At 31.8% G+C, this 24,741-nt stretch carries 21 protein-coding genes and 2 tRNA genes; 13 read left to right on the top strand and 10 right to left on the bottom strand.

Going from position 1 to position 24,741, the window contains the following annotated elements; all coding sequences use genetic code 11:
- Window positions 1-2: 2 nt before the first annotated feature.
- The 5 genes from C7448_RS06155 to C7448_RS06135 all read right to left on the bottom strand — a co-directional run bounded on the left by C7448_RS06155 (window position 3) and on the right by C7448_RS06135 (window position 4,356).
- The gene (locus tag C7448_RS06155; RefSeq protein WP_115900489.1) at window positions 3-2,402 is read right to left on the bottom strand and encodes a TonB-dependent receptor; all 2,400 of its coding nucleotides are present in this window, start codon (window positions 2,400-2,402) and stop codon (window positions 3-5) included.
- Window positions 2,403-2,516: 114 nt separating this feature from the next.
- A tRNA-Tyr gene (locus C7448_RS06150) sits at window positions 2,517-2,599 on the bottom strand.
- A gap of 47 nt (window positions 2,600-2,646) precedes the next feature.
- Window positions 2,647-2,719 (bottom strand) — tRNA-Lys (locus C7448_RS06145).
- Window positions 2,720-2,851: 132 nt separating this feature from the next.
- On the bottom strand, window positions 2,852-3,616 hold the full coding sequence (locus C7448_RS06140; protein ID WP_115900488.1) for an ABC transporter ATP-binding protein: 765 nt from the start codon (window positions 3,614-3,616) through the stop codon (window positions 2,852-2,854).
- On the bottom strand, window positions 3,616-4,356 hold the full coding sequence (locus tag C7448_RS06135; protein ID WP_115900487.1) for an MlaE family ABC transporter permease: 741 nt from the start codon (window positions 4,354-4,356) through the stop codon (window positions 3,616-3,618). Before C7448_RS06135 ends, C7448_RS06140 begins: the two co-directional genes overlap by 1 nt.
- Before the next feature lie 118 nt (window positions 4,357-4,474).
- On the opposite strand from C7448_RS06135, the gene pafA reads away from it, so the two are divergent.
- Entirely contained in the window at window positions 4,475-6,112 is a 1,638-nt protein-coding gene (pafA, locus tag C7448_RS06130) for an alkaline phosphatase PafA (protein ID WP_115900486.1), read from the top strand.
- Between the two features lie 123 nt (window positions 6,113-6,235).
- Here pafA and C7448_RS06125 read toward each other — a convergent pair whose 3' ends face one another.
- Complete coding sequence (locus C7448_RS06125; protein WP_073184478.1) at window positions 6,236-6,391, bottom strand: YqaE/Pmp3 family membrane protein; 156 nt, start codon at window positions 6,389-6,391, stop codon at window positions 6,236-6,238.
- 256 nt (window positions 6,392-6,647) lie between these two features.
- Between C7448_RS06125 and C7448_RS06120 the strand changes: the two genes are divergently transcribed.
- Window positions 6,648-7,553, top strand: a complete 906-nt coding sequence (locus tag C7448_RS06120; protein WP_115900485.1) for a hypothetical protein — start codon at window positions 6,648-6,650, stop codon at window positions 7,551-7,553.
- Between the two features lie 156 nt (window positions 7,554-7,709).
- Here the strand turns inward: C7448_RS06120 and C7448_RS06115 are convergent, their stop codons facing one another.
- From C7448_RS06115 to C7448_RS06100, 4 genes are all read right to left on the bottom strand, one after another.
- Window positions 7,710-10,208 carry a M14 family metallopeptidase gene (locus C7448_RS06115; RefSeq protein ID WP_115900484.1) on the bottom strand — a complete coding sequence of 833 codons (2,499 nt, stop codon included), beginning with the start codon at window positions 10,206-10,208 and terminating at the stop codon, window positions 7,710-7,712.
- A 114-nt stretch (window positions 10,209-10,322) separates the two neighbouring features.
- Window positions 10,323-10,943: a thioredoxin family protein gene (locus tag C7448_RS06110; protein WP_115900483.1), complete on the bottom strand. Its 621-nt coding sequence runs from the start codon at window positions 10,941-10,943 to the stop codon at window positions 10,323-10,325.
- 7 nt (window positions 10,944-10,950) lie between these two features.
- Window positions 10,951-11,451: a TlpA disulfide reductase family protein gene (locus tag C7448_RS06105; protein WP_115900482.1), complete on the bottom strand. Its 501-nt coding sequence runs from the start codon at window positions 11,449-11,451 to the stop codon at window positions 10,951-10,953.
- A 128-nt stretch (window positions 11,452-11,579) separates the two neighbouring features.
- Window positions 11,580-12,368 carry a S1/P1 nuclease gene (locus C7448_RS06100; protein ID WP_115900481.1) on the bottom strand — a complete coding sequence of 263 codons (789 nt, stop codon included), beginning with the start codon at window positions 12,366-12,368 and terminating at the stop codon, window positions 11,580-11,582.
- Window positions 12,369-12,490: 122 nt separating this feature from the next.
- On the opposite strand from C7448_RS06100, the gene C7448_RS06095 reads away from it, so the two are divergent.
- From C7448_RS06095 to C7448_RS06050, 11 genes are all read left to right on the top strand, one after another.
- A complete protein-coding gene (locus tag C7448_RS06095) occupies window positions 12,491-13,351 on the top strand; it encodes an SPFH domain-containing protein (protein WP_115900480.1) in 861 nt (286 codons plus the stop codon).
- Between the two features lie 3 nt (window positions 13,352-13,354).
- Window positions 13,355-13,522, top strand: coding sequence for a hypothetical protein (locus C7448_RS15785; RefSeq protein WP_170137005.1), 168 nt, complete (start codon window positions 13,355-13,357; stop codon window positions 13,520-13,522).
- A gap of 1 nt (window position 13,523) precedes the next feature.
- Window positions 13,524-13,691 carry a DUF4177 domain-containing protein gene (locus C7448_RS06090; RefSeq protein WP_115900479.1) on the top strand — a complete coding sequence of 56 codons (168 nt, stop codon included), beginning with the start codon at window positions 13,524-13,526 and terminating at the stop codon, window positions 13,689-13,691.
- 1 nt (window position 13,692) lies between these two features.
- Window positions 13,693-14,193, top strand: coding sequence for a hypothetical protein (locus C7448_RS15935; RefSeq protein WP_211321888.1), 501 nt, complete (start codon window positions 13,693-13,695; stop codon window positions 14,191-14,193).
- Window positions 14,194-14,331: 138 nt separating this feature from the next.
- Window positions 14,332-14,496, top strand: coding sequence for an Arc family DNA-binding protein (locus C7448_RS06080; RefSeq protein WP_115900478.1), 165 nt, complete (start codon window positions 14,332-14,334; stop codon window positions 14,494-14,496).
- A 99-nt stretch (window positions 14,497-14,595) separates the two neighbouring features.
- Window positions 14,596-17,790 (top strand): WD40/YVTN/BNR-like repeat-containing protein, encoded by a 3,195-nt coding sequence (locus tag C7448_RS06075; RefSeq protein WP_115900477.1) that lies wholly within the window; start codon window positions 14,596-14,598, stop codon window positions 17,788-17,790.
- 45 nt (window positions 17,791-17,835) lie between these two features.
- Window positions 17,836-19,755 carry a S9 family peptidase gene (locus C7448_RS06070; RefSeq protein ID WP_115900476.1) on the top strand — a complete coding sequence of 640 codons (1,920 nt, stop codon included), beginning with the start codon at window positions 17,836-17,838 and terminating at the stop codon, window positions 19,753-19,755.
- Between the two features lie 140 nt (window positions 19,756-19,895).
- A complete protein-coding gene (locus tag C7448_RS06065; RefSeq protein WP_115900475.1) occupies window positions 19,896-20,561 on the top strand; it encodes a DUF2490 domain-containing protein in 666 nt (221 codons plus the stop codon).
- A 44-nt stretch (window positions 20,562-20,605) separates the two neighbouring features.
- Window positions 20,606-21,913, top strand: coding sequence for a DUF819 family protein (locus C7448_RS06060; protein WP_115900474.1), 1,308 nt, complete (start codon window positions 20,606-20,608; stop codon window positions 21,911-21,913).
- Window positions 21,914-21,952: 39 nt separating this feature from the next.
- Window positions 21,953-22,657 carry a DUF4369 domain-containing protein gene (locus C7448_RS06055; RefSeq protein WP_115900473.1) on the top strand — a complete coding sequence of 235 codons (705 nt, stop codon included), beginning with the start codon at window positions 21,953-21,955 and terminating at the stop codon, window positions 22,655-22,657.
- 765 nt (window positions 22,658-23,422) lie between these two features.
- Window positions 23,423-24,706, top strand: coding sequence for a glycosyl hydrolase family 18 protein (locus tag C7448_RS06050; protein WP_115900472.1), 1,284 nt, complete (start codon window positions 23,423-23,425; stop codon window positions 24,704-24,706).
- Window positions 24,707-24,741: the final 35 nt, after the last annotated feature.

Raw genomic sequence — 24,741 nt, 5'->3', positions numbered from 1 at the left:
TGTTAAAAATCTACAATAACTCCTATACGTGGCAAAGCTCTCCCCGTAGTACTTTCTATTTCTTCCAACAAATACCTAGAACTATCGTTAGGATTTGTTACTCTTCCATTCCCATCTTCAATAGGCAATAAAAATGGTTGCTGTTTAGAACTACTAGCATATATATTTTGAACATCTAAATACAGGTTGATAGCTGCTTTTTTTAAGAACCATGTTTTATCTATACGTATATCTAATTGTGTATACGTATCTAATCTTTCCGTGTTGAGTTTGGTATAATCTAAAATTCCTCCGTTTTGCACATCGTAATTATCTTTTAAAGAAGACGCATCTAAATCGTATGGTGTATAAGGCTTCCCCCCAACCAATCGAAATTTTGTTCCTATTTCCCAATTTCTCTTTAGTTTTTTTCCTGCTGTAATTGTTAACAAATGTTTGTTATCCCATGTTGAAGGAATATAGCCTCCTTGAGCATCTTTAAATTCACTTCTCACAAAAGTATATGATGCTATTCCATACAGTCCACTATACGATTTTTTCTGTGCTAATAACTCAAATCCATATGCTCTACCTTCAGATGTTGAACTTACGGCTTCATTTCCTATAACACCGAAATCAGCACCTAGATTTGCCAAACTTATTTGATTCCTTATTGAGAATGGGTAGTTTTTATATCCTTTATAAAACCCTTCAAAAGTTATTTTTGAGCTTGTACCAGGCTTATAACTCAATCCGCTTACAAAGTGATCTGATTGTATATACTTCAATCCCTTTTTATTCTCAAACTCACCTACATCATTCTTATACCCTAATACCGTATAAGATGGTAATTGATAATAGCGCCCTACTGAAGAACTCACCGTCCATTTTTCAGATAAATTATAACTCAACGACAACCTCGGTGAAAACTGATTGGATGAATTCTTCATCGTTGCATTATAATCAATTCCATCCATTCTAAAACCAAAAGAAACTCCTAATTTTTCATCTAAATATCTTTTCGATACTTGTCCGAAAACTCCATACTTCACAAAGTCTATGGCTGAATTAAAATCGTAGATAATTACTCCATCTGAATTGACATTTTTCTGATAGTTACTATTTGTATATCTTGCTGTTTCTAGATTAAAACCTAGGTTAAAATCAATCTTGTTAGCACTTTTAAAACTGTTTTCATACCTCAGCTTGTTTTCTATCTCTTTTGATGAGTAATCTAACAGTAAGTTTGCTGGTATTTCTTCATTTAAAAAATACTTTACAGCCTTATTTTTCCATTCATTTCGACTAAGCACAACCAAGTGTGTTGAGTTTGGAGCAAAATACTTATAACTTGCTCCTACCGTATAATTCCATTGACTGTTTACAGGAACTGAATTTAAAATAACTTTATTTCTTTTAATGGTTTCTAAATCTGTTTCACCATCGTTTACTTCTTTATTTATTTCAAAATCATCAATAGCTCCCAAAGCAACTATTGATAATTCACTATTTTTTGATAATTGCGACTTAACATTTACTTGAAAATCACTATAAGTTGGTAAAAAGGGGAGTTTTATCAGCTTAAACAAGAATTGTAAATATGATTGTCGAGCAGAAAACATAAAGGTTGTATTCTCTCCCAATGGACCATCTAAGGTAATTCCAGCATCTGATGTTCCAATTGTGGCTCTCGTATTTAATGATGTTGGATTTCCGCTCTTCTGAGTAAATTCTATAACAGAACTTAAAGAGTTACCTCTATTGGCAGGAAACGCACTTGAATAAAAGTCTACCTTACGAATTAAATCTGCATTCATAACTCCCACAGGTCCGCCAGTAGCTCCCTGTGTTTGAAAGTGGTTTATTACAGGAACTTCAATTCCATCTAAATAAAATTTATTTTCAGAAGTTGCTCCTCCTCTAATAATAATATCATTTCTAAATCCAGGATTCGATGCTACTCCCGGCAAAGACTGAATTACTTTTAGCACATCTCTGTTTCCTCCTGGGTTCTTTTCTATCTCAACAATTCCTAAACTTTGAAGTGATAATGGACTATCTACAGATTCTTTAAATAGCGGTGCTTGTACTTGAACCTCATTTAACTGTGCTGCATCTTCAGTTAACTCTAAAATTATATAAGGCGAATTATCTTTCGTTACTAAATACTCATCAGAAATTAACGTTTTGTAACCTACAAACGAAGCTTGTACCTTATTATAACCTAAAGGAACATTACGCAATATAAATTCTCCTTTTTCATTGGACACCGTTCCTATTTGTGTTCCATAAACCAAAACGTTTACAAAAGGAAGTGTTTCTCTTGTTTTAGAATCGATAACCTTCCCTGATATTTCTCCTTCGCTTTGAGACATTCCCACTAACGATTGAAGTAAAACTAAGAGTATCAACACTTTTCTCATATCAAAATATTTAAGGCCTAGCAAAAATACATATTTTGTTTAATTAAAAATAAAAAAGATTAAACAAAATTATCTCAAGAACAAAAAAACTCAATCGGTATGATTGAGTTTTTGTGGGGAGAGCAGGATTCGAACCTGCGAAGTCGTAAGACAACGGAGTTACAGTCCGTCCCATTTGGCCGCTCTGGAATCTCCCCAGAACTTTTTAAAAAAGCTTCTCTGTAAAATCGAGAAGCTGTACTAGTGACCGGGCTGGGGCTCGAACCCAGGACCCTCTCCTTAAAAGGGAGATGCTCTACCAACTGAGCTACCCGGTCATTTTTTGCTTTTGCTTTTCTGCGTTTGCGGGTGCAAATATAGAAGCTTTTATTGTTCCCACAAACTTTTTTTTGAGTTTATTTTAAAATTTTTTTGTGTTTTTTGTTACCCATTAATTAACAGAAAGTTACCTAAACATCATTTAAATATGCTTTTCTAACTTTTTTGAATAAGTTGGATGAATACACAAAATCTACCACTGCTTCATTATCTGTTTTGAAGATTTCTTTGTGAGATCCTTCCCATGCTTTCACTCCATTTTTTAGAAAAACAATCTTATCTCCTATTTCCATCACCGAATTCATATCGTGTGTATTTATTACTGTAGTAATTTGATATTCATCAGTAATTTCTTGAATTAGGTTGTCAATAACAATAGACGTTTGTGGATCTAATCCTGAATTAGGCTCATCACAAAATAAATATTTAGGGTTCATCACAATTGCCCGTGCAATTGCCACACGCTTTTGCATTCCTCCTGATAACTCTGCTGGAAATTTTTTATTCGAGTTCTCTAAGTTTACACGATTTAAAACAAAGTTTACTCTGTCTAGCATTTCACTTTCTGGTTGCTTTGTAAACATTTTTAAAGGAAACATTACATTTTCTTCTACTGTTTGTGAATCAAACAACGCACTTCCTTGAAATACCATTCCTAATTCTTGTCGAAATTGACGCCTATCTTCTATCGTCATATCAACATTAGCTAGTCCATCATAAACAATTGTTCCTTCTTCGGGTCTATGCAAACCAATTAATGATTTTAAAAACACTGTTTTACCAGAACCACTCTGCCCAATAATTAAACTTGTCTCTCCTGGTTTAAACGAGGTTGTAATTCCTTTTAAAATCTCAACTCCACTAAAGCCTTTATGTAAATTATTTACTTCTATCATTAGGTTAATAACATTTGGGTTAAGAAATAGTTTGCAATTACAATAAGTACCGTTGTCCACACAACCGACTGTGTACTTGCTTTACCAACTTCTAACGAACCTCCTTTTACATAATATCCGTGGTATGAAGGTACCGTAGCAATTAAAAAGGCAAAAACTATTGTTTTAATCAATGCATAAGTAATCAAAAACGGGTCAAAATCTAATTGAACTCCTGCAATATAATCTGCCCCTGAAAACAATCCTGATAAAACGCCAGCTACCCATCCTCCAAAAATTCCTAAAAACATTCCTAAAATTATTAAAAATGGATAAAAGAAAACAGTTGCTATTATTTTAGGCAGCACTAAATAGTTTAGTGAGTTAATCCCCATTACTTCAAGTGCATCAATTTGCTCGGTAACACGCATGGTTCCAATACTTGAAGTTATATACGAGCCTACTTTTCCTGCTAAAATAATAGAACAAAACGTTGGTGCAAATTCTAAAATAACAGATCGTTTTGCTGCAAAACCAATCAATGATTTTGGTATAAACGGACTTTCTAAATTCAAAGCGGTTTGTAAGGCAATTACTCCTCCAATAAAAAATGAGATAAAAGCGATAATTCCTATCGACTTATGCCCTAACTCATCTATTTCTCTAAACAAAGCTTCACGGAATACTCTTGCTCTTTGAGGTTTAGAGAAAACCTGTTTTAGCATTACAAAGTATTTACCTATATGCTCAATGTAATTCATCAAACGAAATATATTTTCTTTTTTGCTAAAGTATTAAAAAACCATTAACTCATCGCCTTATTTACAAGTTTTAGCTTGCTTTTTATGTACCTTTGAGTTTTAATTTTGAAAAAATAAAATGAGAAAAATAGCTTTTTTAGCAGCCATAATATGTTTAACAAGCTGCTCTGTTAACAAAAAAACAACTACTCAAAAACCAAAACTTGTAGTTGGTGTTGTTATTGACCAAATGCGTTACGATTACCTAACTCGATTTGCTAATAGATATGGAAATGATGGTTTTAAACGTTTGCTAAGGGAAGGGTATTCTTTAGAAAATGCACACTACAATTATATTCCTACCTACACAGCTGTGGGGCATACTTCTATTTACACAGGAACTACACCAACACACCATGGAATTATTGGTAATTATTGGTACGATAAATATGTAAAAAAATCTATTTATTGTGTTGATGATAATAACTACAACACTATTGGTAATGATAGCGATGGAGGTAAAAAATCTCCTTATAGAATGTTAACTACAACTGTTACTGATCAGCTAAAACTAGCGCAAAACATGAATGGTAAAACCGTTGGTATTGCTATAAAAGATCGTTCTGCTATTTTGCCAGCAGGTCACACAGCAAATGCTGCTTACTGGTTTGATGGTGGTGATAAAGGTCAATGGATTTCTTCTTCTTTTTATTTGAATGAATTGCCTACTTGGGTACAAGAGTTTAATGCTTCTGGAAAAGCTGACGAATACTTAAGTAAACCATGGGAAACTTTATATGATATTAGTACCTACAAACAAAGTATTGAAGACGACAACGATTTTGAAGCTACTTTTAAAGGACAAGAAAGACCTGTGTTTCCTCATGATATTCCAACCTTAAGAAAGAGTAATAACAATTATAGTATTATAAAAGGTATTCCAGCCGGTAATTCTATCACTACTGATTTTGCTAAAGCGGCTATAATTGGTGAAAACTTAGGAAGATCTGAGTATACTGACTTTTTAGCAGTTAGTTATTCTTCAACCGATTATGTTGGACATCAATTCGGAGTTGCTTCCAAAGAAATTGAAGATACTTATTTACGTTTAGATCAAGATTTAGCAGAGTTATTCAAGTTTTTAGATACTCAGGTTGGAAAAGACAACTATACATTATTCTTAACAGCTGATCATGCTGCTGTACAAGTTCCTTCTTATTTAGAGTCTTTAAAAATACCTGCTGGTTATGTAAAGCCTGTAGCTTTCAAAAACTTTTTAAATGAAATTACTGTAAAGCATTTTAAATCGGATGAAATCATTGAAAACGTTTCTAACTTCCAGGTTTTCTTAAATAAAGATAAGATTAGAGAGTTAAACCTTGACTATGAAAACGTAGCACAAACTATAGCGGATGAAGCAATTAATCATAAAAAGATTTATAAATCGGTAACTGCTAGAACCATGCAAACTACTACGTTTACTAACGGAATTTTACATGTTTTACAAAATGGTTACAATCAAAAGTTTTCGGGTGATGTTATTTTGATCCCTAATCCGTCAACTATAGCTAGTAGTTCAAGAAAAGGAACTACGCATGGTTCAGGATACTCGTATGACACTCATATTCCTATGATTTTTTATGGAAACGGAATTAAGCAAGGTGTTTCTAAAAAGAAATACGAAATTGTAGATATTGCTCCAACGATTTCTAATTTATTACAGATAGAATTCCCTAACGGATGTTCTGGAAAGATTATTGAAGAGGTTCTTGAATAGGAACTTTAGAGGTGAGAAAAAAGAGGCAAAAAAATAGACTTTTGAAAAACTCCAATTTGATTTCATCAAATTGGAGTTTTTAATTGATACATTTTCAAATCACCAAATTGTTACATTACAATACTAATTTGGGTTATTTAATATGATTAATGCTGCAATAACTCCTGGAACCCATCCGCAAAGTGTTAGTAAAAACACTATAATAATAGATCCGCATCCTTTACCTATCACTGCCAACGGTGGAAAAAAAATTGCTAGTAAAACTCTTAATAAACTCATAGTACTTTTTTAGTTAGTATACTTAAAAGACGAGTTGGTTGAAATTTTGTTACAATTATTTTAATAACTTCATAAGTTTATTTAAAAAAAATATTCTACTTATGCAAGCAAACTGTTTTTAAAAGAAAATTATTTGTTGTGATATAGAAATGTCAATATATTTGAGAACTATTTAAATTCAAAAAAATTGACATTTTCGAAAAAGAATATTTTGTACCTATTGAGGGTGTTTTGTAGATACTACATTGCCCTTCAAATGTTTTCTTATGCATTTGCTAAAATCCTTAAAACACAATTTAATTTAGGTTTTTCTTCAACCATTGATGAGAATGTAAATAGCTTTAATGGTTTGATGCTCACTTGGCATTATTATGGTTATTCTAGAACTTATGGATTAGTCATCGCAGGCGCTCAAATAGCATCAGCTTTACTCTTATTATTTAGAAAAACTGAACGCATTGGAGTCATACTTTTTCTAAGTATTATGGTGAATATTTTATTAATAAATTACTTTTATGAAATTGATGGTGCAAAACCTATGTCAATTCGATTGACAATAATGGGGTTCTTCCTTTTATTTTCAGATTGGAAAGCTTTGACAAACTATTTTTTAAAATCTACTTCAAAAGAGTGTATTATTCCTGAATTAATACCCGCTAAAATGAAAGTTCTTTATTGGTTAAAATTTATAATCATTCCTTCTATGATACTATACGGGTATATACACATCAATAACCTTAAAGAAGAATATATGGTTAAAAACGAGCTTTTTGGAGTATGGGAAATTACCCCAAGAAACGCTAAAACCAGAATTGACAAACTTTATATTGAATTTAACAATAGTATAAAGGTTAGAGATACATCTGATAATTTTTATTATGGAAAAATAGAGCTCGATGATAAAAACAAAAAATTAAAGTTTAAAGTAAAACATTACTCCGATAGAGCCTATAACTTTATTCAAGATAGTTTAAAAAAATTGACTATTAAAGAAGAAAACCTTAAAGAAACTAAGAGTAATATTCGAGAATATTATAACTCCAGAAAAAATACGTTACCCATAGAACTGAGTTTTAACTATGAATTAAAAAATGATTCATTGATTTTAATTGGAAAAAGAAAAAACACTTATTTAAATATTACTCATAAATATAAAAACTAGTACAATACTAATAAAATAATAGCTGCTTAATCTTTTTTATATAAAATTAAGCAGCTAATACACTACTGATTTATTTTCAATAAACTGATAATTTTAAAGTCGTTATTTATAATTGTACTATTAATCTCCATCAAACCTACACAAAAACACAAACCACTACATCAACTTTCCAAAGAAAATGGCATTCATCAGTAGTTTATTGGTTCCAAACCAAAAACCTCTAAAATTGGTATTGTCTGTAAAAACAATTACTCTTCCACTACCTAATCGCTGAACTTTAAACGGAACGGTGTTTTTCAATTCTTTTAAGTTTTCTTTAGATATATAACCACTCAATAAAGGATTGTTAGTGTACCGAATTGGGTTGTTATAACTTTTCGCGTCAGGTTGTATAAACTGTTTTGTGTTTCTGAATAACGCTATTTTATCATTTTTATATCCAAAATTTATTGGATGTGAGCGATCAATCTTTGCTTCAAAAATGGCTCCTCCTATTACTTGCGCTCCCGATTGTAACGAACGATTTTCAAAAGATACATTATTAATAGAATCTATTTTAGTTTTATTAAACTTTACATTAATAAACCCTCTGTTAGATAACCAATTTACCGCATTTCTATATCCGACTAACACTCCTCCATTACGAACCCATACTTTTAGTTTCTCTACTAAGTTTTTATCAAGTGAGCGACTATTTGGAACAATAATCGTTGTGTATTTATCAAAGTTTACTCTAGAAGCATACTCGGTATCTAATTTGGTAATTTTTATATCGTAACGCTGATCTAACAAATGCCAAATTTCTCCTGCATCGTAACTCGTTACTCCTTTTCCAACTAACATAGCTACTTTTTGCTTTTTAACAGTTTCAAAATTTCTACTTCCTAAATCAATTCCTTCGTTCAACCCTGTAGATACTCCTTTAATTTCAATATGATTTTCATTGGCTACTTTTCCTAAGAAATCAAATAATTCATTTCCACTTATTTTTTGATTCTGAGCTGGAATAAAAATAGTTCCATAGTCATACGAATTGCCATCGTTTGCAAACTTTTTCATCGCTACTTTTGCTCGCAATCCTTTTTCTAAAATAGCATTTAAAGCTTTAGGAGTGTTATATTCATTCCAAGGAAATAAATATCCCACACTACTTTTTTGTTGAATTGTTCCTTGTTTTGATTTTAATTGAGTCACCTCATCTCCTGCTTTTGATAATGAAACATTATCAGCAAAATCAACTCCAAATGCATAATTAAAAGTCCAAGCAGATACATCATAAAACAAGCTGTCTTTAAATGTAGTTCGTACATCAAACATTGCTTTTACCAATCGATGATTTTTTTGATTCATTGGCACTACATAGCTATATCCTTTTTTGAAACGTTTACCTTTCGATACAAAATCTTCTTTCAATTCACGAAGTTTAATTTGATGACGTTGTAAAACCTCAGCTAAGTGATTTGTTTTCATTGCATCTTTCTCATCACCAAATACAATAACCTTATTCGTTTTTGAACCCCTCGAGTTTTTATAAAAATCTTGTTGGTATTGTAAGATTTTAGCTCGCATGTTTTTAGCAGCTTCCAGCGTTGATAATGCTGCTGTAAACTGATTCCGAATTGTAAATGGAAAAGTTAGTATTCCATTTTCACTTTCTTGCGCATGTCCACGAGAACTTCCTTGCTCAAACAAAATTCCGATACTTCCATTGATATCTGGAAAGGTTGACCCTTTTCCATAGTAAAAGTCATCAAAGCTTTCTTCTGAATAATAGGTTGACCCAATTTTATCAAATGCTTTTGCGTGATAGGTTGCTATTTCTTTTGTTAACTCTTGATTCATTTTTGGTGTTAGCGGATTCGTTCTACTCGGAATTCCTGGTTGAAAAAAGAACGTAGAATTCGTACCCATTTCATGATGATCGGTTAAAATATTAGGCAACCATTTATGGAATGTTTTAACTCTAGCTCTACTCTCTGGTAACTGCACAGGTAACCAATCACGATTCATATCAAACCAATAGTGATTAGTTCTTCCTCCTGGCCAAACTTCGTGATATTCTCTATCATTCGGATCAGGATTGATGTTATTTGCCTTGTTTGTATTTGTCCAATATGCAAAACGTTGTAATCCGTCAGGATTCATTGCTGGATCAAAAAGTATTACTGAATTATTTAGTAATTCCTCTATTTTTTGTCCTTGAGCAGCTGCTAAATAATAAGCTACTGCCAAGGCTGCATTTGAACCACTTGCTTCATTTCCATGAATAGAAAAACCTTGATATACCACAATCGGGTTATCAGTCACATTTACCGAAGTATCGTTTGTTGCTTTTATATGATTCTCTCGTATTTCTTTTAAATTTTGATGATTTTTAGAAGAAGTAATTGTTAATAACACTAACGGTCTTCCTTCATAGGTTGTTCCTCTGCTTTCAAGTACCACTCTATCGGAAGCTTTCGCAATTGCTTTCATATACTCCACTAATTTATCATGTGTTACATGCCATTCCCCTACTTCATGTCCTAAAACTGATTTTGGAGTCGGAATATTTTGATTGTAAGAAACATCCTTAGGCAAGTAATAATTCAAATCGATGGTTTGTGCCGTTAATGTTGCACTGATAAACAGTAGTGATAGTAATAATTTCTTCATTATTTTCTTGGTTTCTTTTTACGATTGATTATAAAATTAGGTAATAAATAATACTAATAGACAAAATCTCGCATAATCCGCGAGATTTATCTTTTTAAAATTTTTATTTGTTAATTACCAACTTCTTTTATCTTTAATTGTGCAACCTATTGCCCTTGTATCAGTTTTTGTTGGTTTTTCTCCTTTTAACAAAGCATCTACAGCATTTTCAACAAAACGTTCTTTTACATTTGCTTCATTGCGTGAACTATCGTCTACAGCTCCAATATACTCAACAATTAATTTGTCATTCTTTTTATTCAATACATACACGTGAGGAGTCTTAGTTGCTCCGTATTTGGGATATACTTTTTGTTCTTCATCAAACAAATATGGAAATGTAAAACCTTTTTCTTTAGCACGTACTTTCATTGCCTCATAACTATCTCCTTTCGATACTTCTGGGTCATTCGGATTAATGGCTACTACAGGAAACCCTTTCTTTTTATACTTTTTATCTAAAGCGATTAATCTATCTTCATTAGCTACAGAGTACGGACACATATTGCATGTAAAAACGACAATAAACCCTTTCGCTTCTTTATAATCTGCTAAGGAAACCATTTTACCATCTATATTTTTTAATGCAAAGTCCGAAGCTTCATCTCCTACTTTATAACCTCTGGAGTTATCATTAGTAAATGCTGAAATTGTTGCAACTACCAATAACATTAGTATTATTTTAAATGTCTTCATAAATTATTTAGTTTAAAAAGGTTTGTAATTCGTTTTGTAACTCTTTATAGCTAAAAGTTCGTTCATAAAATTTTCTTTTGTTGGAATTGTAAATCAACGTAGCTGGTATAGCTCCAGACCAATTTTTAGCAATATCAGGTATCCAAAATTGTTCATTTGAATCTTCAAAATGAAGTATTTTAGATTGTAATTTTTTCTTTTGTATAAATGGTATAAGATTCGTTTCTATTTGCTTAGAAAAATCCAAACTTACCAAAACAACCTCAACATCTTTATTTTTATATTTTTGATAAAGTTTTTCAAAAGCTGGTAATTCTTTTACACAGGGCATACACCACGTAGCCCAAAAATTAACTACATAAGTTTTATCATTATTTTTATGTAAAAATGGTTTTAATTCTTCGTAATTTAATGTAGTTATCTTACTGTTTTTAACCTGAGCTTTTGCTATTGATCCGCTGAAAACAGCAATTAATATAAATATGAGCAAGTATTTATTTCTAAGCATTTTAAAATGATTTCTCTCAAAATTAACTGTTTATCATATTAAAAAGATAGAATTAACTAAATATTAACAAGAAAAAAAGCTCGGAAATACAATTTCCGAGCTCTTCTTATTATTTTTTATTTGTTGTACTAACAAAAAATTTCATTCAGTAATTTAGCTAAACGTAAACCTCCTTTTTGTAACTGTTCCCTAACTACAGGAAAATATACATACGAGTAACGATAGCGTAAATTCTCTCCTACCTCAGCTGACTTATATATTTCTTTAGTAATTTTATGTGTATCATGCAACCAATCTACAACACTCCCTTTTTGAATTAGTTTAACTTGTTCTTTAGATAAATCTCTAGCATTATCAGCAAGTTCAACATAACTCATATCCCACTTATTAATTAAATCCTCATCCCATACTCTGTGTAAGTTAGAACCTTTTCCATGCCATTGAACTTGAATTTTATTGCCTCCTAAATCTTCTTTTTGTCCAACATGCATAGGTTGATGTAAATCACCTACTAAGTGCACTAACATCTTTAAATAAAAACGCTTATCCTCTGTTGAACTATTTTCATCCTTTAAGACTTTCATACATTGCACTATACCTGTAATCATATCTCCTTTTGGATTCTTCTCGGTTTCTTCATAACGAGCATCTAATGGCATATTTACATAATGCCAAGTATAAAACTTCCCATATTTTTTTCTATCAGATTTTATTTCGTCAGCATAAGTGGATACAAATGCTAAACTTTCACCTTGTAGTAATTTTTCTATTTTCCTTTTAGCTTTTTTTGTTAAGTGTTTCTCAGCTATTTTTCCTGTAGCTCTGTGTCCTGTTGGTCCCCATACATCTTCATTATTTGCTATAGATGAAACACTTACTAACAAAGTAGTTATTACTATTAAAAAATTTGTTCTCATGAATGTTATATGTTAAAAATCAAGTGCTAAATTATAAAATATTTGCTCAAAAATTTGGAAATATCAAAATTTAATTTATATCTTTGTGATATCATTTTAATATCAATTCAAATAAAACAAACATGAAAGCAGAAAAAATCATCAAACCAGCAAACGGATATGTAATGTTTTTTATAGTTCTTATTCTTTTTATTACAGGAATTATTCTATCTATAAAAAACGAGACCCCAGTTTATTTACCTATTAGCATTCTTGCTTTGATACTAGCTTTAGGTTTTATTTTAGTAAACCCTAACTCCTCTAAAGTCTTATTATTCTTTGGAAAGTATGTAGGTACAGTAAAACAAAATGGATTGTATTGGGCTAATCCTTTATACAAAAAGAAAACTGTTTCGTTAAGAGCTAGTAATTTTGATAGTGAGCGTTTAAAGGTTAATGATAAACTTGGTAACCCAGTAATGATTAGTACCATTTTGGTTTGGAGGGTTACTGAAACCTACAGAGCCGCTTTTGATGTAGATAATTATGAAAACTTTGTTCGTGTACAAACAGACGCTGCTGTACGAAAATTAGCCAGCATGTATCCATACGATAACTTTGCTGATGAAGGACACGAAGAAGATATCACACTACGCTCAAGCGTTAATGAAGTAAGTGAAGCTTTAGAAAAAGAATTGGAAGAGCGATTAGCCATTGCAGGTATAGAGGTTTTAGAAGCGCGAATTGGTTATTTAGCCTATGCTCAAGAAATTGCAAGTGCGATGTTAAAACGCCAACAAGCAACAGCTATTGTTGCTGCGCGTCATAAAATTGTACAAGGAGCTGTTGATATGGTAGATATGGCTTTAGAAGAATTAAGTAAAAAAGAGATTGTTGATTTAGACGAAGAACGCAAAGCTGCTATGGTTAGTAACTTATTAGTTATTTTATGTGGAGACAAAGAAGCTTCTCCAGTCGTAAATGCAGGAACCTTAAATCATTAAAACATGAAAAAAAAGAATAAAGAAAATAAAATTATTTTAGGAACTACTGTAGGTTTAGCAATAGGTACAGCATTAGGAATTGCTTTAAACAATATTGCTATTGGAATTTCAACAGGAATAGCGATTGGAGCAGCTATTGGGTTGACTATGAACACTAATAAAGATAAATAAAATGAAAGAATACAAGATTATACATCGAAAATTTAGTTGGTCTAACGGAAGACAAAAATTTGAAGATGAAATTAATAATTATGCTAAACAAGGTTGGCGAGTTACCAGTACTTATCAAGTAAGTGATGGTAATATTGAAGTTATTTTAGAAAGAGATAAAAACCGATAAAATGAAAATTTTTAAAGAAGAACAACGGTTTACACAATCATGGTTAATTATTCTTATGACAATAAGTATAATTGTTTCTATTACCCTTATTATAAAAGAATATATGAAAGAAAGTTCAACCATGAGCTCAACCGAGTTTATAATAACGCTACTTGGTATCACCTTATCTATTACGTTTATATTCTTCTTTAAATTAACAACTAGAATAGATGAAATTGGAATTCATTACCAGTTTTTCCCGTTTCACCTTTCAATGAGAAAAATTACTTGGATAGAAATTAATAAAATACATATTAGAAAATACGAACCTATTAGCGAATATGGCGGTTGGGGTTTAAAAGGCGGTTTTCTTTGGAATAAAGAAAAAGGAACAGCTATAAATATTTCTGGAAACATTGGCATTCAACTAGAATTGAAAAGTGGTAAAAAATTATTGATAGGAACTAAAAAAGAACAAGAAGTTAAACGTGTATTAGAAAACTACCAATACAAAATCAACTAACGATGATACAAGTAATAACTATTACCATAGTATATATTTTAACCTTTATAATCTCTTTACTATAAATTAAAAAGAAATTTGAAATTGTATTTTTGTAACCATTTTTTGCGTTTCAAAAAACACTATTAAAAACACAACATGGCAAAGAAGAAAGCTTTTGCACTCCGCATTAATGAAGAAATGTTAAAAGCCATTGAAAAATGGGCTTCTGATGAGTTTCGATCTACCAATGGGCAGATTGAATGGATGCTTATGCAAACACTTAAAGAAGCCAAAAGGGAACCAAAAAAGAAAGAAGAATAACAACAAATCTTAAGAACTTGTTAAAAAAAACGTCCAATTTTATTGGGCGTTTTCTATTTTGTACATTGTACAAACTTAAATTACAAGCAACTAACCATTATGAAAAACCTTTTTTATCTACTGTTTATAACCTTCTCTTGCACTGTTTTTTCTCAAGAATTCTCAATGGATTTAGTCAAAAACATGAAACCAAGAAACATTGGTCCTGGTGGTATGAGCGGACGTGTTACTGCTATTGACGTCGTAGAATCCAACCCTGACATTATGTTTGTTGGTACAGCTTCAGGAGGTATTTGGAAATCTACTTCAGGGGGTATTAAATGGGAACCTATTTTTGACAAACAAGTAACTGCTTCTATTGGTGCTTTAGCTATACAACAATCCAATCCTAGCGTAATTTGGGCTGGAACTGGTGAAGGAAACCCACGTAATAGTTTAAATGGAGGTTACGGAATTTTCAAATCTCTAGACGGTGGAAGGTCATGGAAATCAATGGGGTTAGAAAAAACACGTCATATACATCGTGTAGTAATACACCCTAACAATCCAGATATTGTTTATGTAGGCGCAATTGGTTCTCCTTGGGGAGAGCACAAAGAACGTGGTGTATATAAAACTACCGACGGTGGTAAAACTTGGAAACAAATTTTATTCAACAATAACAAAACTGGTGCTGCTGATTTAATCATGGATCCATCCAATCCTAATAAACTAATAGCAGCCATGTGGGAACACAAACGTGACCCTTGGTTTTTTAAATCTGGAGGTGAAGGAAGTGGTTTATACATTACCCATGACGGTGGTGAAAACTGGAAGAAAATTACCGAAAAAGAAGGCTTCCCTAAAGGTGAATTAGGTAGAATTGGTGTAGCAATCGCTCCTTCTAACCCAAATACTGTGTATGCTTTAGTTGAAGCTAAGAAAAATGCTTTGTATAAAAGTGAAGACGGCGGTTTTTCTTGGAAAAAGATTAATGATAAAAAAGGCATCGGAAATCGTCCGTTCTATTATTCAGAAATTTATGTAGATCCTCAAAACGAACATAAGCTATATACTGTTTTTACGTACGTAAATGTTTCTATTGATGGAGGAAAAAACTTTAAACAACTCATGCCAGCGTATGGTGTTGATAATGGTATTCACCCTGATCATCATGCTTGGTGGATTCACTCAAAAAACGGAAAATTCATGATTGACGGAAACGACGGTGGAATGAACGTTACCAAAGACGGAGGTAAAACTTGGCGATTTATTGGTAATTTACCAATAGCTCAATTTTATCATGTTAATGTTGATAATGAATTTCCTTACAACGTTTATGGTGGTATGCAAGATAATGGTTCTTGGAGAGGACCTGCTTATGTGTGGAAAGCACAAGGAATACGAAATTCGTATTGGCAAGAAATTAGCTTTGGTGATGGTTTTGATGTTATTCCGGATAAAGACGACTCGCGCTATGGCTGGTCTATGAGTCAACAAGGATATGTATCTCGTTACGATTACAAAACAGGTAATAATTATACCGTTCGTCCAACACATCCGGATGCCGATGTAAAACTACGCTTCAATTGGAATGCTGCTATCAATATTGATCCTTTTGATAATTCCACACTATATTTTGGAAGTCAGTTTGTGCATAAATCAACCGATAAAGGGTTAACATGGAAAGTTATTTCTCCAGACTTAACTACAAATGATAAAAGTAAACTCAAACAGTCTGAAAGCGGTGGATTAACCATGGATGCAACCGGTGCAGAAAACCATTGTACCATTTTAGTTATTGAACCATCTCCTATTGAAAAAGATATGTTGTGGGCTGCTACTGATGATGGACAAGTACATATTACTAAAAATGGAGGTACAACTTGGACAAATGTTGGCAAAAATCTAAAAGGATTACCAGAAAACAGTTGGATTACGCAAATAAAAGCATCCAACAAAAATAAAGGAGAAGCCTTACTAGTTGCTAACGATTATCGTCGTTTTAACTATAAACCTTATGCTTACAGAACTAAAGATTATGGAACAACTTGGGAACGTATTGTTGATGAAAATGACGTAAGAAGCTTTACACAATGTATTATTGAAGACCCTATAGAACCTAATTTACTATTCTTAGGAACTGATGATGGTTTATATATTTCTTTAAACGCAGGAAAAAAATGGACGAAATGGACTGAGGGTTTCCCTACCGTTCCTGTAAAAGATTTAGTAATTCACCCTAGAGAACACGATTTAGTTATTGGTACTTTTGGTAGAGCAGCTTGGATATTAGATGATATTCGTCCATTAAGAGCCTTAGCTAAAGACAAAAATATTCTTACCAAAAACATTGAGTTATTCACACCACCAACAGCGTATCAGGCAGCGTATCAACAACCTACTGGTAGTCGATTTGGTGCTGATGCTATGTTTAATGGAACTAACAAAGGTCGTGGTGCTTTAGTTCAGTTTTATGTGAATAAACCAAAATCGGCAAAAAAACCTGAAGGAAAAGGTAAAAAAACTATCAAAAAAGAAGATGAGAATACAATAAAATGGGATTCTATAAAGTTTGAAGTTTTTGATAGTAACAGACTTATTCGAACTATTAAAAGAAAAACTCCTAAAGAAAACGGAATTCACAAAGGTGTTTGGTTTATGAGTGAAAAAGGTGTTACTCGACCTTCTAGAACTATCAGAAAACAAAAAAGAGAACCTAGGGGGGTACAAGTAAAACCTGGTACTTACAGAATAAAAGCTACGTTTGGTAACCAAACATCAGAAAAAAATATTACTGTAAAGTTTGATCCTAGACTTCGTATTTCTCAAAACGCAATCGATCAAAAATATACAACAGCTAAAGGCTTAGAATCTCAACAAAAAATCATAGCTGATGTGGTAAAACAGTTGGTTGAAAGTAAAAATATTGCAAACAATTTCAATCAAAAACTATCTAAAAAAGACAAAAAACTTTACAAAGAATCAATTAAAGACTCTAAAGATATTGTTCAGAAAATAGATACACTTTTAGCTGTTTATTTAGGTAAGGTAGACAAAAGACAGGGTATTACACGAAACCCTGAAATGAATGTTACGCAACGTTTAGGAATAGCTCGCAGATACGTTAATAGTAGATTTGGAGAACAAACTTCTACAGAAAAACAGTTAATTATTCAATTAAAAGAAGCGTTAAAGCCTGCATTAGAAAAAACCAATGCTTTCTTTGATAAAGATTGGAAAGAATATAAAGTTAAAGTTGAAAAAATAGATTTATCTCCTTTTAAAGAAACCAAGCAATTTAGCTTAGAATAAAAAAGCTTGGTTAAAAACGAAAATTAATAATCCAAACATACACTTATGAAAAAACATTTCTTACTACTAGCCATTGCCCTTTCCGTAGTTGCTTGTAAAACGGATAAAAAAGACTCTGATAAAACCAGTACAACGCTCAAAAAATATTCTATTGAGCAAATGATGGATAACGAAAATGTTTTTGGAGGAAGTTTTTCTCCTGACAACTCCAAACTACTCGTAACTAGTAATCGTTCTGGAATTTACAACATGTACACTGTTTCAACATCTGGAGGCGAGTTTGAACCTATTACAAAATCAGATAGTTCATCTGTCTTTGCTACATCTTATTTTCCAAAAGATGAAAGAATGTTATTCAGAATGGATAATAATGGTGATGAAATCTACCACATCTTTTTAAGAGAATTAAATGGGGACACTAGAAACTTAACACCTACTAAAGGTGCTAGAGCAGGCTTTTTTGGTTGGGCAAAAGACGAGAAGAGCTTCTTTTTCACTTCAAACAAAAGAGACAACCGTTTTATGGATCTCTACGAAATCGATCTTGAAACTTTTACTCCTAAAATGATTTATGAGAACAAAGAAGGTTATAACGTTTCTGCTATATCAAACAACAAAAATATATTAGCATTAAGTAAAACGGTTAATACTAACGATAGTGATTTGTTTTTGTTTGATAGAACTACCAAAGTAATCACAAAAATTAACCTAAGATTAAGTGGTAATTCAGCAGCTGATTTTTCTATCGATGATACTGAGTTTTATTACACAACAGATGCGGAAGGTGAATTTGCTACCTTAATGAAATATACTATTAGTACTAATGAAACAGAAAAAGTATTGGCAAAAGACTGGGATATTTCTGGAAGTTACTTTACCAATAATGGTAGCTACAGAGTAACATATATTAACGAAGATGCTAAAAATGTAATTGAAGTTTTTGATGTTAAAGCAGGTAAAAACATAGAGCTTCCTAATGTTGATGGAAAAAGTATTACTAGTGTTGGTTTTTCTAGAGATGAAAACATAATGCGTTTTTATGCTGGTGGATCTAACACTCCTTCAAACTTATATGTATATGACTTAAAAACAAAAAAACAAACGCAATTAACTGATGTTTTAAATAAAGAAATTAACCCTACTGATTTAGTAAACGCAAAAGTAATTCGTTATCCGTCTTTTGATGGAGTGACTATTCCTGCAATTTACTATTTACCTCATCAAGCTTCGGAAGACGCTAAAGTTCCTGCTTTGGTTTGGGTTCATGGAGGTCCTGGAGGACAATCACGTCAAAACTTCAGTTCAAGAATTCAATATTTAGTAAACCATGGATATGCTGTTTTAGCTGTTAATAACCGTGGAAGTAGTGGGTATGGTAAAACCTTTTTTACTATGGATGATTTAAACCACGGAGAAAAAGATTTACAAGACTGTGTAGAAGGTAAAAATTGGTTGGCAAAACAATCAGAAATTGATGCTGATAAAATAGGAATTATTGGTGGATCTTATGGTGGTTATATGACAATGGCTGCTTTAACTTATACTCCTGAAGAATTTGCAGTAGGTGTAAATATATATGGAGTAACAAACTGGATGCGTACCTTAAAAAGTATTCCATCTTGGTGGGAGTCTTTTAGAGAAGCTTTATATAAAGAATTAGGGAACCCACACTCTGCCGATTCTGTAAGACTTAAAAGAATTTCTCCTTTATTCCATACTGATAAAGTAACAAAACCATTAATGGTATTACAAGGTGCTAAAGACCCAAGAGTTTTACAAGTGGAATCTGATGAAATTGTAGCTGGAGTTAAGAAAAATGGTGTTCCTGTAGAATATGTTCTTTTTGATGATGAAGGTCATGGCTTTGTAAAAAAAGAAAATCAAATAGAAGCTAATAGTAGAATTTTACAATTTTTAGATAAATATTTAAAAAAAGAAGAACCTATTAAAACTGACGAATTATAAACAAACCCATGCAATTTTAACATCCTAATTTTTCGTAAGAAAAACCTGATTTTTATTTTTGCTCACATAACAATTAAATCTCCTACATATACCATATATGTGGGGGATTTTTAATATAAAAAACAACCACTATAACAATTATGAAAAAATTAACTTTATTAATTATCACTTTATTTTCATTAAACAATTTCGCTCAACAATCAATAGCTCCAGATCCAACAAAAGAACTCGGTGTTTGGTATATGTACAATGGATCACATCAAATTTCTGATAAGTTTAGTTTAAAAAGCATGGCGCATTTCCGTTTTTTTGAAATTGGAGACGATATGCAACAATTCATTGGACGTTTAGGTGGTAATTATAAGTTCAATAAAACTATAAGTGCTACTGTAGGATATGCCTTCTTAAATACAGATAGAACTTTTGATGCTAATGCTGGAGATTTTAATGAACATCGTATTTATGAAGATTTAAACGTAAAGCATAAAATAGCTAGTTTAAACTTAGCACATCGTTTTAGAGGTGAACAACGTTTTTTTGAATCAACTACTGGTAACTTTTTCCGATATCAATTAGCCCTAGGTCATCCTATTAATGAAAAATGGTCTACTTATCTATATAATGAAACCTTTTTAGACTTTAAAGGAGAATCTTACAATCAAAATTGGTTTGGAGCTGGTTTTAAATACAAAGTATCTGATATTGTAAAACTTCAAGCAGGGTATCAGTTAATAAATGTAAACGAAGTTGGTAACTTTAATAGAATCCAATTAGGTGTTGTTATTAGTACTGACCATAGAAAATAGAAGTAACTATTATTTCATACTTTAGCAAAAATTAAATTTTCACGATGAACGAACCTACTTTTACTAACGACGCAATAGTATTTGGTATTTTAATGATTTCTTTAGGTTTTGTATTTTATACAGAATCGAAAACTTCAGGATTTTGGCACAAGTTTTATAAAATAGTTCCTGGGTTATTCATGGCTTATTTTATCCCAGCAATATTTACTACTTTAGGAGTTATTTCACCAGAATGGGAAACTACCAATGCTGCAGGTGAAGTAATAAAAAGTAAATCACAACTGTATTATGTTTCTAGCCGATTTTTATTACCTGCGGCTTTAGTTTTAATGACCTTAAGTATTGATTTAAAAGCTATTTTCAACTTGGGTTCTAAAGCATTAATCATGTTTTTCACAGGTACCGTAGGAATTGTAATAGGAGGCCCTATCGCTATTTTATTAATCTCAGCTGTTTCACCAGAAACAGTAGGTGGAGCTGGATTTGATGCTGTATGGAGAGGACTTTCTACACTTGCAGGAAGTTGGATTGGAGGTGGTGCGAACCAAACTGCTATGCTAGAAATTTATCAATATAACCCTGCTAAGTATGGAGGAATGGTATTTGTTGATATTGTAGTTGCTAATATTTGGATGGCAATCATCTTAATTGGAATCGGTAAAAAAGATAAAATTAATAAATGGTTAAAAGCAGATACCTCAGCTATTGAAGACTTAAAAGTTCGAGTTTCTAACTTTACACAAAGTGTAAAAAGAACTCCAACTTTAACTGATTTTATAATTATGCTTGCCATTGCTTTTGGAACTGTTGGTTTCGGACATTTTGCTGGTGCATATTTAAGCGACATCTTTGCTTCTTTAACTGCAAGTATGGAATCTCAAACTTGGAAAAATATTTTCTCTTTCTTAGGTTCTAATTTTTTCTGGCTAATTAGTATATCAACCATTGTTGCTGTTGTCTTATCTTTTACCAAAGCAAAAAATTACGAAGGTGCTGGAGCTAGTAAAATAGGAAGTATTTTTATTTATATTTTAGTAGCAACCATTGGTATGAAAATGGACTTAACGTTGATTTTTGATAATTTCAACTTAATTTTTATTGGTTTGGTATGGATGGCAATTCATGCAGGATTGTTAATCTTAGTCGCTAAATTAATTCGTGCCCCTTATTTTTTCTTGGCAGTAGGAAGTCAAGCAAATGTTGGTGGTGCAGCTTCTGCTCCAATTGTAGCACAAGCTTTTCACTCATCATTAGCTACTGTTGGTGTTTTATTAGCTGTTTTCGGATACGCAATTGGTACCGTGGGGGCAATCCTATGTACAATTTTAATGGAAATAGCCTCAAAAGTTTAGGAGAAATCTGCATATTTGCAGCAGACAAATTTGAATTCAATGAAGAAAATTATTGCTCTTTTCGCAATTGCACTTGTTGCTTTTGCTTGTTCCTCTAAGAAAGAAGGAAACATGGTTGTTAAAGGTCAAGTTAAAGGATTAAAAAAAGGTACTTTATACCTTCAAAAAATGAAGGATACATTATTAGTATCTGTTGATTCTATGGCTTTATTAGGTGATGATAAATTTCTACTAACAGATAATGTTGAGTCTCCTGTAATGTATTACTTAACTTTTGACGGTAACACCACAGATAAACACATTATGTTTTTCGGTGAAGAAGGTGAAATTACTATAAATGACAAAATTGAAGAATTTGGTTTTAAACCTGAAATAAAAGGCTCTAAAAACCAAGAAGTAATGAATAAGTACCGTAAAATAAACCAACGTTTTATGGATCAACGTTTAGATTTTGTAAAAAAAGAAGTTGAGGCTCGTCAAGCTAAAGATGAAGTACAACTAGAGCAAGTGGAAGCTGATTATAAGAAAATGATACGTCGTCGTTTCTTATTCTCTACAAACTTTGCGATTGCAAACGGTGATAGTGAAGCTGCTCCGTACATTGCGTTGTCTGAACTATATGACGCTAACATTAAACTTTTAGATACTATTAATAACAGTTTAACTGATAAAGTTAAAAAATCAGAATATGGTAAACGTTTACAAAAGTTTGTAGACGATATAAAAGCTAAAGAAGGAAAGTAAAATTTTTTCTTATTCAATTATCCTAAAAACCGTTACAGTTTTTTCACTAGGTTAAAAAATAGCTAAATATCAGGTAAGGTAGTTGTCTTATCTGATATTTTCTTTTTATACGTTTTATTTTGGTTTTATTCTGTCCGCGCATTTGTTCGGGTGTTAACATTTGACAAGATAGATATAGCTCTTTAGAATTATAGACTTTACCACTTTTATAAAAAACTATCTGTAACTAAGGTATCAAGCAAATAATAACCGATTATCACCCTTGAATAAACATTTGCAATAAGCAATAGATACATTAGATTTTCTCTATTGTCTATGTATGTTATTGATATTTGATCTGATACCCAAGCTTACTTTGGTCTTTCTATACTTATATATACCCAAATATGTCTTTGTGCTTTCTAAAAATATGATATGAGTTAGTGGTCATATGATAGTTTTGCTTAGGTCTTATCAAGATATAATATACTTTTAAAGTTAAAAGTAGCAAAAAGATAATCTCTGTCTACTCCAATTCTTTAATTTTTTGTTGTAAAAATATGATATAATCTTCTTGTACAATACTTAATTTTAAACCTAAAGGGTAATCTTTTTGAGTATGTTTTTAAGTTTATTTTTTCTAAGCATTAACTAAAACCAATTTAATACTTTCGACTATGTATCTAGTTTTTAATCGATAAACTATTTTAAGAAAACTTGTTGTATTTTAGTAACTCTTAAAATTTGTGATAAGCTATGAATTTTACTAATCTATCTTTTTGTTAAATGAAGCACCTCCAAAATAAACAAATTAGGGTATTAATTGGCCTCTTGTTTTTAATCGCCTTAATTACTTCTTGTTCAAATCAAAAAAAGAAGAAAGTCCATGACAACAATAACCAACCATCATTCAAACATGAAAAAACAGCTAGAACTTCTGACAACAGTGAATTCATAAGCCAACGTCATTTGCATGAGCAAAAATATGGTAATCTCAACTTTTCTACCGAACGTCAATGGGATAGCTTAAACAATATTTCTCACAAACCCATACCTCATAAAAAAGAGAAGGTACATCCAAAGTATCGCACATTCGGATGGCATGTGTATTCCAACGGTTCTTCTTATAAAAGTTATAATTTTTCTATGCTTTGGGGAGTTTCGTACTTTTCATACACTGTTGAACCCAAAACAGGTAATTACAAAAGCATACATCAATGGAAAACTACTTCGTTAATTGACAGTGCTAAGGTAAAAGGTTGTAAGGTATTTTTGTCTGTTACTAACTTTGGAAGCGAAAACAACACTGTATTTTTGAACAACTCAAAAGCTCAAGCAAAACTTGTAGAGAACTTAACTAAATTACTTGCGTTAAGAAATGCTAATGGAATTAATATAGATTTTGAAGGTGTTGCCAAAGAAGATAGAAATCGTTTTACACAGTTTATCATTCAGGTTTCAAAAAAGCTAAAAGAGAAGAACCCTAATTATATGGTTTCTTTATGTTTGTATGCTATTGATTGGAACAATGTTTTTGATATTCCTGCTATCAATCCGCATATTGACTTTTACACGCTAATGGGTTACGATTACTACGGAAGTTTTAGTAAAACTACTGGCCCTGTAACTCCTTTTAAGTACAGTAAAAAATTTGGAAATGGTTTAGAAGCTTCTGTCAGTTACTATAAAAATAAAGGCGTCCCTTTGAATAAACTAATTGCAGGACTCCCTTATTACGGGGCAGAATGGTATACAAAAAACTCTGGGATGGGTGCTAAAGTAACCAAATTTAAATCGCATCCTCGTTACAATACCATACGAGATATTTACATTGATTCTTTACAAATCCCTATCAAATTTGATCCTAAAAGTGCTTCTAGCTATCTAATTATTAAAGATAGTAACCAAGAATATAGACAGTTATTTTTTGAAGATGTACAATCGCTTTCTTTAAAATACGACTGGATAAAACACAATAAAATAGGCGGCGTAGGTATTTGGGCACTGGGTTATGACAATGGCTATTCTCAGCTGTGGGATTTGTTGACTGAAAAGTTTTCAAAAGAGTAAAATAATTACTTTTAAACAATAAAAAACTCCAAGTG

Source organism: Tenacibaculum gallaicum (assembly GCF_003387615.1).
Taxonomy (GTDB): domain Bacteria; phylum Bacteroidota; class Bacteroidia; order Flavobacteriales; family Flavobacteriaceae; genus Polaribacter; species Polaribacter gallaicus.
Note: the sequence above shows the minus strand (reverse complement) of the source record. Positions and strands in the feature narration are given on the sequence as shown.

What these genes read in the sequence shown, in the direction of transcription:
- C7448_RS06155 (WP_115900489.1), bottom strand. Translation starts at nt 2,402, where the DNA reads ATGAGAAAAGTGTTGATACTCTTAGTTTTACTTCAATCGTTAGTGGGA.
- C7448_RS06140 (WP_115900488.1), bottom strand. Translation starts at nt 3,616, where the DNA reads ATGATAGAAGTAAATAATTTACATAAAGGCTTTAGTGGAGTTGAGATT.
- C7448_RS06135 (WP_115900487.1), bottom strand. Translation starts at nt 4,356, where the DNA reads ATGAATTACATTGAGCATATAGGTAAATACTTTGTAATGCTAAAACAG.
- pafA (WP_115900486.1), top strand. Translation starts at nt 4,475, where the DNA reads ATGAGAAAAATAGCTTTTTTAGCAGCCATAATATGTTTAACAAGCTGC.
- C7448_RS06125 (WP_073184478.1), bottom strand. Translation starts at nt 6,391, where the DNA reads ATGAGTTTATTAAGAGTTTTACTAGCAATTTTTTTTCCACCGTTGGCA.
- C7448_RS06120 (WP_115900485.1), top strand. Translation starts at nt 6,648, where the DNA reads ATGTTTTCTTATGCATTTGCTAAAATCCTTAAAACACAATTTAATTTA.
- C7448_RS06115 (WP_115900484.1), bottom strand. Translation starts at nt 10,208, where the DNA reads ATGAAGAAATTATTACTATCACTACTGTTTATCAGTGCAACATTAACG.
- C7448_RS06110 (WP_115900483.1), bottom strand. Translation starts at nt 10,943, where the DNA reads ATGAAGACATTTAAAATAATACTAATGTTATTGGTAGTTGCAACAATT.
- C7448_RS06105 (WP_115900482.1), bottom strand. Translation starts at nt 11,451, where the DNA reads ATGCTTAGAAATAAATACTTGCTCATATTTATATTAATTGCTGTTTTC.
- C7448_RS06100 (WP_115900481.1), bottom strand. Translation starts at nt 12,368, where the DNA reads ATGAGAACAAATTTTTTAATAGTAATAACTACTTTGTTAGTAAGTGTT.
- C7448_RS06095 (WP_115900480.1), top strand. Translation starts at nt 12,491, where the DNA reads ATGAAAGCAGAAAAAATCATCAAACCAGCAAACGGATATGTAATGTTT.
- C7448_RS15785 (WP_170137005.1), top strand. Translation starts at nt 13,355, where the DNA reads ATGAAAAAAAAGAATAAAGAAAATAAAATTATTTTAGGAACTACTGTA.
- C7448_RS06090 (WP_115900479.1), top strand. Translation starts at nt 13,524, where the DNA reads ATGAAAGAATACAAGATTATACATCGAAAATTTAGTTGGTCTAACGGA.
- C7448_RS15935 (WP_211321888.1), top strand. Translation starts at nt 13,693, where the DNA reads ATGAAAATTTTTAAAGAAGAACAACGGTTTACACAATCATGGTTAATT.
- C7448_RS06080 (WP_115900478.1), top strand. Translation starts at nt 14,332, where the DNA reads ATGGCAAAGAAGAAAGCTTTTGCACTCCGCATTAATGAAGAAATGTTA.
- C7448_RS06075 (WP_115900477.1), top strand. Translation starts at nt 14,596, where the DNA reads ATGAAAAACCTTTTTTATCTACTGTTTATAACCTTCTCTTGCACTGTT.
- C7448_RS06070 (WP_115900476.1), top strand. Translation starts at nt 17,836, where the DNA reads ATGAAAAAACATTTCTTACTACTAGCCATTGCCCTTTCCGTAGTTGCT.
- C7448_RS06065 (WP_115900475.1), top strand. Translation starts at nt 19,896, where the DNA reads ATGAAAAAATTAACTTTATTAATTATCACTTTATTTTCATTAAACAAT.
- C7448_RS06060 (WP_115900474.1), top strand. Translation starts at nt 20,606, where the DNA reads ATGAACGAACCTACTTTTACTAACGACGCAATAGTATTTGGTATTTTA.
- C7448_RS06055 (WP_115900473.1), top strand. Translation starts at nt 21,953, where the DNA reads ATGAAGAAAATTATTGCTCTTTTCGCAATTGCACTTGTTGCTTTTGCT.
- C7448_RS06050 (WP_115900472.1), top strand. Translation starts at nt 23,423, where the DNA reads ATGAAGCACCTCCAAAATAAACAAATTAGGGTATTAATTGGCCTCTTG.